Source organism: Pseudomonas flavescens (genome assembly GCF_013408425.1).
In the GTDB taxonomy this organism is placed as follows: Bacteria; Pseudomonadota; Gammaproteobacteria; order Pseudomonadales; family Pseudomonadaceae; genus Aquipseudomonas; species Aquipseudomonas fulva_A.
This window is the reverse complement of the sequence record NZ_JACBYV010000001.1, coordinates 2,650,249-2,663,454: the sequence shown is the minus strand read 5'-3', so window position 1 is coordinate 2,663,454 and position 13,206 is coordinate 2,650,249. Positions and strand designations below refer to the sequence as shown.

The window sequence follows — 13,206 nt, the reverse complement described above, 5'->3', positions numbered from 1 at the left end:
CTTTACCGCTTCAGTTGTGAGTGCTATTTTCGTTAATGAAAATGTCACATAACTGTCACATTCAAAGTGCGCAGCTAAAACAAGAACTGGAGTCTCAGGATGTTCGCCTTCTTCCGTCCCGCCCCTCATCGGGAAACCCTGCCCGAAGAACAGATAGACAGCACCTACCGTCGCCTGCGTTGGCAGATATTCGCCGGGATATTCATCGGCTACGCCGGTTACTACCTGCTGCGCAAGAACTTCTCCCTGGCCATGCCCTACCTGATCGAGGAAGAGGGCTACAGCCGTGGTCAGCTCGGCTTGGCGATGTCTGCCATCGCCATCTCCTACGGGCTGTCGAAGTTCCTGATGGGGCTGATTTCCGACCGCTCCAACCCTCGCTATTTCCTGCCGTTCGGTTTGCTGGTGTCAGCAGGCGTAATGTTCGTTTTCGGTTTCGCGCCCTGGGCTACCTCCAGCGTGACCATGATGTTCATCCTGCTATTCATCAACGGCTGGGCACAGGGCATGGGTTGGCCGCCCAGCGGCCGAACCATGGTGCACTGGTGGTCGCAGAAAGAGCGTGGCGGCGTGGTGTCGGTCTGGAACGTCGCCCATAACGTCGGCGGTGGCCTGATCGGGCCGCTGTTCCTGGTCGGTATGGGGCTGTTCAACGACTGGCACGCGGCGTTCTACGTGCCGGCTGCAGTGGCGTTGCTGGTGGCGGTGTTCGCCTTCATGACCATGCGCGATACCCCGCAGTCGGTCGGCCTGCCGCCCATCGAGCAGTACAAGAATGACTATCCGGAGGGCTACGATGCCAGCCACGAGAAGGAATTCAGTACCCGCGAGATCTTCGTCAAGTACATCCTGCGCAACAAGATGCTGTGGTTCATCGCCCTGGCCAACGTGTTCGTTTATCTGCTGCGTTACGGTGTGCTGGACTGGGCGCCGACCTACCTGAAGGAGGTCAAGCACTTCTCGGTCGACAAGACGTCCTGGGCGTATTTCTTCTACGAGTGGGCGGGCATTCCCGGCACGCTGCTGTGCGGCTGGATGTCGGACAAGGTGTTCCGTGGCAACCGTGGCCTGACCGGCGTGGTGTTCATGGCGCTGGTGACGGTCGCGACCGTGGTGTACTGGCTCAATCCGCCGGGCAACCCGATCGTCGACATGGCTGCGCTGTTCTCCATCGGCTTCCTGATCTACGGGCCGGTGATGTTGATCGGTCTGCACGCGCTGGAGCTGGCGCCGAAGAAGGCGGCAGGTACTGCAGCGGGCTTCACCGGCCTGTTCGGTTACCTGGGCGGTTCGGTCGCGGCAAGCGCGGCAATGGGCTACACCGTCGACCACTTCGGCTGGGACGGCGGCTTCGTACTGCTGATCGGCGCGTGCCTGCTGGCGATCGTGTTCCTGATCCCGACCCTGTGGCACAAACAGGCGCCGAGCGAAGAGCGCGCGTCTTGATCTGAATCGATCACCTCGGTCGTCGTGCCCTTTGCGGCAGGCGACCGAGCTGATTCGCCAAGTCGGCAGGTGGGGCCGGCGATGATTCTCCTCAACCCACCGCTTTCATCGTTTCCCTATCTCGATGCCCAACTGCTACCAAGCGATGGACGCCATTGGCAGGTCTTCCACCCGCGGCGGTGGAGCGCGGTATTCGCCATCCCCGGTCAGCTGGAACAGCAGCTCTTCGCGCAGTTGCTGGAACTCGTAGCCGTTGCGGTTGCGCGGATGCGGCAGGTCGATATCGACGATGCGTTTGATTCGTCCTGGTCGCGGTTCCATCACCACCACGCGGTCGGCGAGAAAGATGGCTTCCTCGACATCATGGGTCACCAGCAGGCTGGTGATGCCGGCACGGGCGCGGATGGTCAGCAGTTCTTCCTGCATCTGCTGCCGCGTCAGCGCGTCGAGAGCGCCGAACGGCTCGTCGAGCAGCAGGATGCGCGGGCTGCATACCAGGCCGCGGGCAATCGCCACGCGTTGCGCCATGCCGCCGGAGAGCTGGTGTGGATAGGCGCGCTGGAAACCATCCAGGCCGACCAGCTGAACGAATTCGTTGACCCGACGGAAACGCTCGGCCTGGGTCAGCCCCTCGTTGACCAGCCCCAATTCGATGTTCTGCTCAACGCTCAACCAGGGGAACAGGCGGTGCTCCTGAAAGACGATGGCGCTTTCACTGCCAATGCCGTCGACTGCCTTGCCATCGATCTGGATGGTGCCGCGAAACTCGTGGTCGAGGCCGATCAGCAGGCGCAGCAGGGTGGATTTGCCACAGCCGCTGGACCCCAGGATGGCGATGGATTCGCCTTCGCGGATCTGCAGGCTGAATTCGCGGATCGCTTCGAGTTCGCCGGCTTCGACGGGAAAGAACTTGCCGACTTTGTCGAAGCTGACGATGGGGGCTGAGGCGGTCATGCGTTTCTCCAGCGCGTGGCGCGCGCTTCGATCAGTTGTCCGAGATGGTTGAGCAGGGCGCCGGTAAGGCCGATCAGCAGCATGCCGGCCATTACCTGATCCATACGGAACAGTTGTTGGGCGCCGATCATCAGGCTGCCGATACCGCCATTGGAGGGCATGAAGTATTCGGCGCCGATGGTGCTCAGCCAGGCGAAGATCAAGGCCAGCTTCAAACCGGCGAAGATTGCCGGGGCGGCACCCGGCAGAATCAGGCGCAGCAAGCGCTGGCGGCTGTTCAGGCGCAGCGCGCGGGCGGCTTCGTCGAGCTGTGGTGACAGGTTGGCGACGCCGCGCTGGGTGGCGATCAGCAAGGGGAAGAAGGTGGCCAGACTGACGAATACCACTTTGGCCAGTTCACCGAGGCCGAACCAGGCCGTGAGCAGTGGCACCCAGGCGAAGATCGCGATCTGCCGCAGGGCGCTCAGGGTTGGCCCGAAGACCCGCTCGGCGGGTCGGTACAAGCCCAGCATCAGCCCGCTGAGCAGGCCAAGCGTGCTACCCAGCAACAGACCGCCGACCGCACGACCGAGGCTCTGCAGCATGGCCTGGATCAGGCTGCCGTCGACCAGGCCTTGCCAGGTGGTGCGCAGCACATCCAGCGGGGCGACCAGAATGCTCGCGTCTACCCAGCGTGCCATCACCGCAGCCTGCCACAGGGCAGCCAGCCCCAGCGGCAACAGCCAGGCCTGCAGGCGCGCCCAGCCCTTGGCACGACTGCGCAGGCGCAGTTCGGCAGTGGGCGGATGGGGCCAGTAGATCAAGCGTGCGTCGAGCCATTGCACGCCGCGGTCGAAGACGATACCGAACACGCCGATGACCAGGATGCAGACGAACACGATATCCAGCATGAACAACTGGCGTCCCCAGACCATCAGGTAACCGATGCCCTCGCTGGAGGCCAGCAGTTCCACTGCCAGTAGCGAAGACCAGCCGGTAGCCAGGGCCAGGCGCAGGCCAGCCATGAACGAGGGCAGGGCAGCGGGAATCATCAGGCGGGTGATGCGCAGGTGCCAGGGCAGGCGCAGTACGGCAGCCGCTTCGCGCAGGCGCGGTTGCGCATCACGCACACCGACCAGAGTGTGCACGGTGATCGGCACGATCACCGCCTTGATCAACACCACCAGCTTGAGCGCTTCGCCGATACCGAACAGCAGCATGAACAGTGGAATCCACGCCAGGGTCGGCACCTGTGCAAGCGCGCTGAAAGTCGGGTAGATCAGTCGTTCGGCACGGCCGCTGCTGCCCAGAAACGTGCCTAGCAGTACGCCGGCTGCCACACCGCCAAGCAGACCATAGGCGAGGCGCTGCAGGCTGATGCACAGGTTGAACCAGAGCTCGTCTCGGGCCAACTCCAGCAAGGTCTGCCAGACCAGCGCCGGGGTCGGCAGAATCTGCTCACTCATCCAGCCGAAGCGGCTGCCCAGATACCAGAGAGTAAACAGCACCAGCGGCAGCAGCCAGGGCACCGAACGGCTGGTGGAGAAAGCCGCACCGGAGCCCTGAACCTGAGAAATGGACAGAGGCGAGGCGCTCATGTGGGCGCTCCGACAGTGCTGGGCTTATGACTAAATGTTATTTTTTGCATAAGAAAACGAATATAAATTCTTTCGAGAAATAAGAGTCCGCATTAAAAGTGCCTCGCCGACGTGCGGCCAATGCATTCGCCACATATCTTCCATGCCTGCTGCGCATCACTCTGCCGCACCTGAGGCGTCGTAGCGCTGCCAGCGTTTTTGCAGGCTCTGCCGTTCTATGGCCTGCTCGACGAAGCGCGGCTCGAACCACTCCTCGACTTGAAAGGTGCGGCGGATAAGGCCCAGAGCCTTGGCTTTGTCGACGCTGTCCTGATAGCTGTGACGCAGGAAGCTGTCGAGCAGTGGCGAGGCGCGAAACGCCAGGTCATCGCCGCGATATTCCCGGGCGTAGAGCCCGGCGGGCACCGCGCTCTGTTGCGAGAGCAAGGTGATATAGGCGTCCAGGTTCTCCGCCTTGGAGATCCAGTCGGCATTGCTCACCAGCACGTCGACCAGCTTCTGGGTGGCCTCGGGGTAGCTTTCGATGAAGGCGTTGCTGGCGATCACGCCGGTCTGGGTGGTGGCGGTAACCGGCAGTTGCTTGGTGCTGACCGGGAACTCGATGCCCTGTTTGCTCAGCGCCAGAATGCCCATACCGGACCAGGCGGCATCGATCTGCCGGCCCGCCAATGCGGCACGAGCAGCGCTCCAGTCCAGGCTGACGATTTGCAGGTCGCGCTCTTTCAGGCCGGCGGCGGCCAGCACCCGGGCGAAGGACAGTTGATCCGCCGTGCCGCGGTACACCGAAACACGCTTGCCCTTGAGATCTTCCAGGCTCTTGATAGCTGATTCGGGCGTGGCGGCGAGGTACATGTTGGCGCCACGGCCACCCAGGATCAGCCGGGTATCCAGACCCGAAGCGCGACCGATGATCGCCGCCAGATCACCGAGGCCGGCGAAATCCAGCTGGCGGTTGGCGAAGGCTTCATTGACCGCTGGGCCGGCCCCCTTGAAAAAGTGCCATTCAACCTTGATGCCATCCGCTGCGAAGGCGTCTTCCAGCTGTTTGCGGATATGCGCCAGGCCGAGTACGCCGGATGCGAAGGGCTTGTCACCGGCGCCCTGATCGGGAGCGCCGATGCGGATCACCGCTGGCTGTTCAGCAGCCTGGGTAACCAGGGTGGTCAGCGCCAGCAGGGCGCTGCAAAGCAGATAGGTCAGTCGTTTCATAGGTCGGTCTCGGCGAGAAATCGTGAGGGGCATTTCACGAAGCCCGTGCTGCGCTGACAAACGCAAAGCGGGAATACTTTGTATGCACGACATGCAACACGGGGCTGGCAGGCCGTTGAAAAACTAACTGCGTTGTCATCGCTGCGTTAAAAACAGCCTGGAGCGCCAGCCCGGTCAAAATGCTCATGTACCGCTCGTACGCTCCGCTTTTTCGCCTGTATTTGCGGGGCCACCATTGGCCTCGCGCTGACTGCCTCGTCTACGTTTTTCAACGGCCTGCTAGACCCCGACCTGTGCCAGCGGCATGCCGGCCATCTGGTCGGCCAGTCCGGCATCGCTGCGTTCTATCTGCTCGACCATGGCCCGTGCCAGCGGCGACAGCGCCCGGCCAACACGGCTGACGATGCCATAGCGGGTGTTGAGTTCTTCCAGGTGGCAGGGCAGGTCATGCACTTCGAGGATCTGCAGTTCTTCGCTGAGCAGGTAGTCCTGCAGGTTGATCGGGTTGGCGATGCCGATGGCGTCCGAATAGCGCACCACGTTGAGCAATGCATGGCTGTATTCGCATTCCACTGCTGGCGCGAAGTCGCGGCGGCCGCTGTATTCGGTGAGCACCTTGCGGATGTTCGGCGGGCGAAAGGTGGTGGCCAGCGGATAACTGAACAGCTCCGCACAACTGACGCTTGGCTTGCTGGTGAGCGGGTGGCCGATGCGGCAGCAGAAATGCCATTTCTGGGGGCGCAGGCGGGTGATCCGGTAATCCGGATCGGCCTCGAAGCGACGGGTGTCAGCGACGAAAAACTCGATCTCCTCGGCTACCAGACGCTTGTTCAACTCCTGCCAGTTATCGACCTGAAAATGCACCCGCGCCTTGGGGTAGTCGCCAATGAAGCGCGCCACCGCTCGCGGAATCAGTTGCGCAGCAGGGGCCGGGCCACTGCCAAACAGCAAGGCGCCGGTGCCCGCGTCGTTGAACCGGCTGATTTCGTTGTTCAGGTCGTGGGCATCGCGCAGCAGGCGTCTGGCGTGCTCGAGAACCACCAGGCCCTGCTTGGTGGGACGCAGTTGCTTGTTGGCCCGATCCACCAGCTGGAAGCCAGCCGCATGCTCCAGTGCCTGGATGCTGCGGCTGAAGGCGGATTGCGAAAGGCTCACCGCTTCGGCCGCGGCAACGAAGCTGCGGTGCTCGGCGAGGGCGACGAAGTGGCGGAGTTGGCGGAGATCGATATGCATTTTCTACATGGAAAGATTCGGTCGAATGCAATTGCTGCAACGGCTCGTGGCTCTTTATAAAGGTAAACGCTTATTACGAAAACTTCGAAGTAAGCATAAATAAAGATCCGTATCGAATATCAAAAATCCGTTCTACGCCCGATTCGCCTCCGCCATACGGCAGCGCTCGCCGCGACATCAAGGAGCAATACATGAACCTGAGCTACCCCGAGCGCGCTGCCGTCTTATCGATTCCCTTGAAACCGCTGGTTGCTGCGCTGTTGTTCGGCTCTGCCTGCTTGGCTCTGCAGGCTCGCGCCGATGAGCCAGCCCCAGCCCCTCAGCCCGCCGCACAGAGTGGCACTGCGTTGGGCACGGTGACCGTCAATGCCCGGCGCCGCGAAGAAAGTGCGCAGTCGGTGCCGACACCGATCAGCGTGCTGGGGGGCGAGACGCTGGAGAATCAGCGCATCTACCGCGTGCAGGACATCCAGCAACTGGTGCCCAGCACCAGTGTTGCCTACGTGCATGCGAGGCAGTCGAGCATTTCCATACGTGGCCTGGGTAACAACCCGGCCAGCGATGGTCTCGAGGGCAGCGTTGGCGTGTACCTGGATAACGTCTATCTGGGTCGCCCAGGCATGGCCGTATTCGATCTGCTGGATGTCGAGCAGATCGATGTGTTGCGTGGCCCGCAGGGCACCCTGTTCGGCAAGAACACCACCGCCGGGGTGCTCAACATCACCACCCGCAAGCCGACCTTCACGCCGGAACGCAGCATCGAGACCTCGATCGGTGAAGACGGCTATTTCCAGACCAAGGGCAGTATTTCCGGGCCGTTGAGCGAGACCCTGGCCGGGCGATTCTCGGCTTACCGCACCCGCGACGATGGTTATGTCGACAACGTGCACAACGGTGACACGCTGAACGGCGGTGCCCGTCAGGGGTTTCGCGGGCAACTGCTGTTCAAGCCCAGCGAAACCTTCAGCCTGCGCTGGATCGGCGAGTACAACGAAGAGGATTCCAACAATGGCATTCTCTCGCTGTACAGCACCGGCCCCACCATCAATGGCGTCAACCGTTACGAGCAGCGCGCAGCCTCGGCTGGCGCGACCCTGGTGTATGGCAAGGATCGCAAGGTCAACTTCGATTCCGATCAACAGGTCACCGTGTTCCAGGGTGGCACTTCGGTGGAGGCCAACTGGACACTGCCCAACGATTTCACCCTGACCTCCATCAGCGCTTATCGCTGGTGGGATTTCACCCCGCGCAACGACGACGGCCTCAACGTTCCGGCATCGATCAATGCCGGCGTGGCCGTGCGTGACAAGCAGTATTCCCAGGAAATTCGCCTGGCATCGCCCACGGGCGGGGCATTCGATTACGTGCTCGGTGCCTACTATTTCAAGCAGGACCTGGATAACCGCTCGTTCAACCAGAACGGGCCACTGGCCGATGTGTGGAATGGCACGGCAGCAGGGGCCCTGGCCAACGTCAACAGTTTCGGCAATGGTCATATCGATACCGACAGCTATGCGCTGTTTGCCCAGGGCACCTGGCACCTGACCGACAAGCTGGATTTCACCGCCGGCATTCGCGGTACCTATGAGGAGAAGGATGCCTGGATTTCCCGTGATGCGCCGCAGGGCGGTGCTGCGGTCACTGGTGCTGCCGCGGCACAGCGTCAGGGGCGTTACGGTGCCTATGACTCGGGCAATCTCAGCCAGCACAGCTTCAGCCCTTCCGGGTTACTCAGCCTGAGCTACCAGTTCAATCCACAGTTGCTCGGCTACACGTCGCTGTCTCATGGCGAAAAATCCGGCGGGGTCAACCTGACCGTCGGTGCAGCGCCTACGGCAGGGGTCGATTCGCTGCTGGTCGGAACCGAGCGCGCCAACAATGCCGAACTGGGGTTCAAGAGCACGTTGCTCGACAACAGCCTGTTGTTCAACGCCAACCTGTTCTGGACCGAGGTCAACGGTTACCAGGCCAATGCCTATGACCAATCCACCCGCACGCAGTACCTGACCAATGCCGGCTCGGTTCGCTCGCGCGGCGTCGAAGCCGAAGCCACCTGGAAGCCGCTACGCGGGCTGACCCTCAACGCCAACGGCTCGTTCAACGATGTGCGCTACACCGATTACGAGAACGCGCCTTGCGCGCCGGAAGTGGCCTTCCAGGCGGGCGCTCCGGCCTCCTGCGATCTGACCGGCCATCAAGTGGTGGGTGCTTCGAAGTGGATCGCCAACCTCAACGGCAGCTATCTGTGGGACCTGGGTAACGGGCTGCAGCCCTATGTAAACGCCAGTTATGCGTTCCGTTCCCGGGCCGTGGGCACCATCGACGACTCCGAATACGGGCAGATCCCCAGCTATGCGCTGATCAACCTTTCCACAGGGTTGCGCGGTGACCTCGCCGATGGGCAGTGGGACGTTTCCCTGTGGCTGAAGAATGCCGGCGACAAGACCTATTTCACCAGCCTGTGGAACAGCGCCAACGGTGGTTACGCCGGCGTACTCGGTACCCCGCGCACCCTGGGCATGACTGCCCGTTACGACTTCTGAGGACCAGCCCATGCGAGTTACTGCACTGACCATTGTCAGCTTGTTTCTGGCTGGCGCCGTACAAGCGGCGCCCAGCGTCTATCCCACAGGTGTCACGCGTTACGATCCGGCCAAGGCCTGGAACGGCTATGTGATTTTTACCGGCGCGGATCAGCGAACGCGCTTGATCGACATGAATGGCAATCCGGTGCGCGAATGGCCCTATCGCGGTTTCCCCGCAGCGGTGATCGACCCGGCCGTCAATGGTGGCCGACGCGGCGATGTGATGCTACAAACCGCCGAAACCGAGCAGAAGGACCCACGGGCCTTTGGCAATGGCCTCAACAACCAGGCCATCGGCGTGCTCGACTGGGACGCCAAGCCTGTGTGGGAGTGGTCACGCCAGGCGCCGGGTGGCGCTGCCAGACAGCACCACGACGGGCAGCGGCTGGCCAATGGCAACACGCTGGTGCTGGCCAACAAGGTACACAAGATTCCGGGATTTGCGCTCGACGAAACGATCGACGATGTGATCTATGAGGTCGACGCGAATGGCAAGGTGGTCTGGCAATGGCTGGCCTCCGAGCACCTCGAAGAATTCGGTTTCAGCAAGCAGCAACTCGAACTGGTGCGCGCCAGCGACAAGGCCGATGTACTGCACCTCAATAACCTCAAAGCGCTGGGTCCGAACAAATGGTACGAACAGGGCGACCAGCGCTTCCACCCGGACAACCTGATCATCGATTCGCGAGAAGCCAACTTCATCGCGATCATCGACAAGAAGACCGGCAAGGTGGTGTGGAACCTCGGCCCCAACTACCCGAAGCTGGACACGCGCAATACCACCCTACCGCGCCCAGTGGACCAACTGGCCGGGCTGCATGACGCCAACCTGATCGCCAGGGGGCTGCCGGGTGCCGGCAATATTCTGGTGTTCGATAACCAGGGTGGCTCCGGCTATCCACCCGTCGCTGCCACGGTAACCACGGGGTCGCGTGTCGTCGAGATCGACCCGATCAGCAAGCAGATCGTCTGGCAATACAGCGCGGCCGACTCCAACCAGCCGTTGTGGGCCTTTCACAGCTCCTTCATCAGCAGCGCCCGGCGCTTGCCCAACGGCAACACCTTGATCGCCGAAGGCATGTTCGGGCGTTTCTTCCAGGTCACCCCGGCAGGTGAAATCGTCTGGGAGTACGTCAGCCCGTATTTCGGCCCGTTGTTTGGTTCCAAGGCCTCCAGCAACTGGTCGTACCGCGCCACCCCCGTGCCCTACGACTGGGTTCCTGCCGGCACGCCGCGCAGTGAAAAGGCGGTGCTGCCGCCAGCGCTGAGCGACTTCCGCATTTCCCAATGACACCCATGGTGGGCGGCGCCGCTGCGTCGTCCGCATTCTCTGGAGCCCCCATGAGCAATTACAACCAAACCCGCGATAACCAAGCCGAGGATGGCATTCCCGAGGGCGCCTGCCTGACGGCCGGCATCCCCGATACCACGGTCAGCCGTCTTGGCGCCATCGTGCTCAACCCCTATGGCATCGCACCGCTGACCGCGCTGATCCGCGACGGTGGGCAAACCCTCAGTAATGCCCGTGTGCGGGTGCTGGGCCGTGGCGAGCAGGGCATCGATATCGATTACCCGGTGAGTGACAAGGCATTGTGGACCCACGGCGGTATTCCGCTGTTCGGTCTTTACCCTGACCACCGCAACGAAGTGGAGGTGGCCTACACCTTGAGAGGCGAGCGCGTCCGCGAGCGTTACAGCGTCTATGCGCCGGCCGTACGTCTGCCGACCATCGCCGCTCAGCAAGGCGCTTTGCCGCTGGTCGAACCGGTCAAGGTCGATGCGTCCCTGAAGAAGCGTCTGTACCTGTTCAATCATCTGCTGACGGATGTCGCCGGCAGCAACCGTCAGTTGAAATGGAATGCCCAGGGTGGCGCCGCCGAATGGGATTCGGTGGGCATCAATTGGATCACCGATAGCCGGGGCGAGGTGCGCTGGTACCTGGACATCGAGCGCCTGCACGACTCGACCCGCGTCGATGGCCTGGGTGCCAGCATGGGCTTCCAGCAGACCGCCGATGGCAAGCTTATCTGGGGCCAGGGTCAGCGTTACTTCAAGCATGACCTGCTGGGGCGGCCGGTGTGGGAACGTCGCTTGCCGGGCAAGTTCGCCGACTTTTCCCACGAGATTCGTCAGACCGGCAAAGGCACCTACCTGCTGCGCGTCGGCAGCAGCGACTACCGGCGCGACGATGGCAAGCAGGTGCGCTCAGTGCGCGACCAGATCATCGAACTCGACGAGTCCGGTGAAGTGGTGGATTTCTGGGATCTGGGGCGCATTCTCGACCCTTATCGTGCCGAACTCCTGCATACCCTCGGCAAGGCTGCGGTGTTTCTGCCGGAGGGCGCGAGCAAGGGTGACAGCCTCGCCGACAACGAGGCGCAGGAAGGCGACAACCTGCCGTTCGGCGATGTACCGGGCGTCGGTATCGGGCGCAACTGGGCGCACGTCAACTCCATTGCCCATGACCCGGTGGACGACGGCATCATCGTTTCGGCGCGTCACCAAGGGGTGGTGAAGATCGGCCGCGACAAGCAGGTGAAGTGGATCCTCGCCGCGCCCCAGGGCTGGCGCAGCGAGTTGCAGGGCAAGCTGTTGACCCCCGTGAATGCCCGGGGCGAGCCGCTGGCGCGTGATGAACAGGGGCGCTACGCCGACGGTTTCGACTGGTCGTGGACCCAGCACACCGCGTGGCTCAGCGGCAAAGGCACGTTGACCGTGTTCGACAATGGCTGGGGCCGCGACTTCGCGCCGACGCGTCTGGAAGGCAATTACAGCCGCGCGGTGGAGTACCGCATCGATGAAGCCAAGGGCACCGTCGAGCAGGTCTGGGAGTATGGCAAGGAGCGCGGTGACGACTGGTACAGCCCAATCACCTCGGTGGTGGAGTACCTCGCCGACACTGACACGCAACTGATCTACTCGGCTTCGGTGAGCTATCTCACCAAGGAGAAGCTTACCCGCCCGGTGCTCAGCGAAGTGAAATACGGTACCCAGGACGTTCTGGCCGAATACCAGATCACCAGCCGCCAGCCGGGCAACGTGGGCTATCGGGCCTTGGTCATCGAGCTGGATAAGGCGTTCTGAGTCGGCTCAGAGGTGCTGGGCAGCGTCCCTGCTCAGCACTCTTCCTGACGATTTCGGTACTGGCTCGGCGGCATGCCGAACCAGCGCATGCTCGCCTTGTGAAAGCTGCTCTGATCGCGAAAGCCCAGGGTGGCCGAGATGTACTTGAGGCTGCGGTTGGAGTTGCGCAGAAAATTGTGCGCCAGCTTCAGGCGTGACTCCTCCAACAGCTGGGTGAAACTCACCGTCTCACGCTCCAGCGCATGCTGCAGGCTGCGTTTGCTCATGCTCAAGGTGTCGGCGATCTCGCTCAGGCTTGGGTTGAGCCCCTGGGTGAGTTGCTCCACCAATAGCCTTACCACGCGGGCGGCGATGGAGCCGTTGACCATGTCGTCGAGACGCGCCTGGGCGTATTCCTGATGCATGACGTGCAGTGCTTCATCTGCCGTCGGCAGGGTGTAGTCGCTGATTTTCTCGTGGAACGTCAGGCTATTGTGTGGCGCCGAGAAGCGCAGGTTCTCGCCGAACAGCTGCTGCAGGCGTTCGGTGTTCTCTGGCTGGGGGTAGGTGAACTCCGCTGCCAGCGGCATGGGCTTTTCGTGGGGCGTCAGCCAGTGGATCAGGCCAAGGGTCAACGCCGCGCCGGCATCGATGAAGGCGCGTGGGGCCGGCGTCGGGGCCGTGCCCACTTCCAGGCCAACCAGCTTCAAGGTGCCGTGTCCTTGTTCGAGAAGGATGTGCGAGCCATTGCTGGTCAGTGGGTGGAAGTCCGCCAGCAGTTTGAGCGCGCAGCCCAGGGTCGGGCTGGACATGATCGAGTAGCACTGCGCGCCAAGAATGCTCGGGTGAGCATGGACGTAGGTCGCGAGGCCGATATCCGGGTTGTTCGCCTGTTCGGTCGCCTGGGAAAACAGGCCATAGACCTGAACCAGCCTGATCGGCGCGCCGCGGCTCAGTGCAACGACCAGTTGGTGATCCAGCTTGCTCGGGTCGATACCTTGTTCGAGCAAGGTCTTGGCCATCACCTGGAAGCAGGTACTCGTCATCGTGTACATCGGCGTTTCCTGAGTCGCGGGCGATTTTGGGGACGAAGCAGATGAAGACTGCCCGTGGCGCGCGCGGACAAGAAACAGGTGCGC

At 62.2% G+C, this 13,206-nt stretch carries 10 protein-coding genes; 4 read left to right on the top strand and 6 right to left on the bottom strand.

The window, feature by feature from the left end; genetic code table 11:
• Window positions 1-99 precede the first annotated feature (99 nt).
• Complete coding sequence (glpT, locus tag FHR27_RS11860; RefSeq protein ID WP_179538665.1) at window positions 100-1,446, top strand: glycerol-3-phosphate transporter; 1,347 nt, start codon at window positions 100-102, stop codon at window positions 1,444-1,446.
• A 135-nt stretch (window positions 1,447-1,581) separates the two neighbouring features.
• Here glpT and FHR27_RS11855 read toward each other — a convergent pair whose 3' ends face one another.
• The 5 genes from FHR27_RS11855 to FHR27_RS11835 all read right to left on the bottom strand — a co-directional run bounded on the left by FHR27_RS11855 (window position 1,582) and on the right by FHR27_RS11835 (window position 6,419).
• On the bottom strand, window positions 1,582-2,400 hold the full coding sequence (locus tag FHR27_RS11855; protein ID WP_179538664.1) for an ABC transporter ATP-binding protein: 819 nt from the start codon (window positions 2,398-2,400) through the stop codon (window positions 1,582-1,584).
• A complete protein-coding gene (locus FHR27_RS11850; protein WP_179538663.1) occupies window positions 2,397-3,977 on the bottom strand; it encodes an ABC transporter permease in 1,581 nt (526 codons plus the stop codon). The genes FHR27_RS11855 and FHR27_RS11850 overlap by 4 nt, the downstream gene beginning before the upstream one ends.
• Window positions 3,978-4,133: 156 nt before the next feature.
• Window positions 4,134-5,186: an ABC transporter substrate-binding protein gene (locus FHR27_RS11845; RefSeq protein WP_179538662.1), complete on the bottom strand. Its 1,053-nt coding sequence runs from the start codon at window positions 5,184-5,186 to the stop codon at window positions 4,134-4,136.
• A gap of 34 nt (window positions 5,187-5,220) precedes the next feature.
• A complete protein-coding gene (locus FHR27_RS11840; protein WP_179538661.1) occupies window positions 5,221-5,373 on the bottom strand; it encodes a hypothetical protein in 153 nt (50 codons plus the stop codon).
• Between the two features lie 92 nt (window positions 5,374-5,465).
• Window positions 5,466-6,419 (bottom strand): LysR family transcriptional regulator, encoded by a 954-nt coding sequence (locus tag FHR27_RS11835; protein WP_179538660.1) that lies wholly within the window; start codon window positions 6,417-6,419, stop codon window positions 5,466-5,468.
• 191 nt (window positions 6,420-6,610) lie between these two features.
• On the opposite strand from FHR27_RS11835, the gene FHR27_RS11830 reads away from it, so the two are divergent.
• Genes FHR27_RS11830 through FHR27_RS11820 form a run of 3 tightly spaced genes read left to right on the top strand, consistent with a single transcriptional unit; the run spans window position 6,611 to window position 12,088 of the window.
• Window positions 6,611-8,962, top strand: a complete 2,352-nt coding sequence (locus FHR27_RS11830; protein ID WP_179538659.1) for a TonB-dependent receptor — start codon at window positions 6,611-6,613, stop codon at window positions 8,960-8,962.
• A gap of 10 nt (window positions 8,963-8,972) precedes the next feature.
• Window positions 8,973-10,295 carry an aryl-sulfate sulfotransferase gene (locus FHR27_RS11825; RefSeq protein ID WP_179538658.1) on the top strand — a complete coding sequence of 441 codons (1,323 nt, stop codon included), beginning with the start codon at window positions 8,973-8,975 and terminating at the stop codon, window positions 10,293-10,295.
• Between the two features lie 50 nt (window positions 10,296-10,345).
• Window positions 10,346-12,088, top strand: a complete 1,743-nt coding sequence (locus FHR27_RS11820) for an aryl-sulfate sulfotransferase (RefSeq protein ID WP_179538657.1) — start codon at window positions 10,346-10,348, stop codon at window positions 12,086-12,088.
• Between the two features lie 32 nt (window positions 12,089-12,120).
• On the opposite strand, the gene FHR27_RS11815 is transcribed toward FHR27_RS11820, so the two are convergent.
• Window positions 12,121-13,122, bottom strand: coding sequence for an AraC family transcriptional regulator (locus FHR27_RS11815; protein ID WP_179538656.1), 1,002 nt, complete (start codon window positions 13,120-13,122; stop codon window positions 12,121-12,123).
• Window positions 13,123-13,206 lie beyond the last annotated feature (84 nt).

Coding starts and splice junctions, on each gene's coding strand:
- glpT (WP_179538665.1), top strand. CDS start 100: ATGTTCGCCTTCTTCCGTCCCGCCCCTCATCGGGAAACCCTGCCCGAA.
- FHR27_RS11855 (WP_179538664.1), bottom strand. CDS start 2,400: ATGACCGCCTCAGCCCCCATCGTCAGCTTCGACAAAGTCGGCAAGTTC.
- FHR27_RS11850 (WP_179538663.1), bottom strand. CDS start 3,977: ATGAGCGCCTCGCCTCTGTCCATTTCTCAGGTTCAGGGCTCCGGTGCG.
- FHR27_RS11845 (WP_179538662.1), bottom strand. CDS start 5,186: ATGAAACGACTGACCTATCTGCTTTGCAGCGCCCTGCTGGCGCTGACC.
- FHR27_RS11840 (WP_179538661.1), bottom strand. CDS start 5,373: ATGAGCATTTTGACCGGGCTGGCGCTCCAGGCTGTTTTTAACGCAGCG.
- FHR27_RS11835 (WP_179538660.1), bottom strand. CDS start 6,419: ATGCATATCGATCTCCGCCAACTCCGCCACTTCGTCGCCCTCGCCGAG.
- FHR27_RS11830 (WP_179538659.1), top strand. CDS start 6,611: ATGAACCTGAGCTACCCCGAGCGCGCTGCCGTCTTATCGATTCCCTTG.
- FHR27_RS11825 (WP_179538658.1), top strand. CDS start 8,973: ATGCGAGTTACTGCACTGACCATTGTCAGCTTGTTTCTGGCTGGCGCC.
- FHR27_RS11820 (WP_179538657.1), top strand. CDS start 10,346: ATGAGCAATTACAACCAAACCCGCGATAACCAAGCCGAGGATGGCATT.
- FHR27_RS11815 (WP_179538656.1), bottom strand. CDS start 13,122: ATGTACACGATGACGAGTACCTGCTTCCAGGTGATGGCCAAGACCTTG.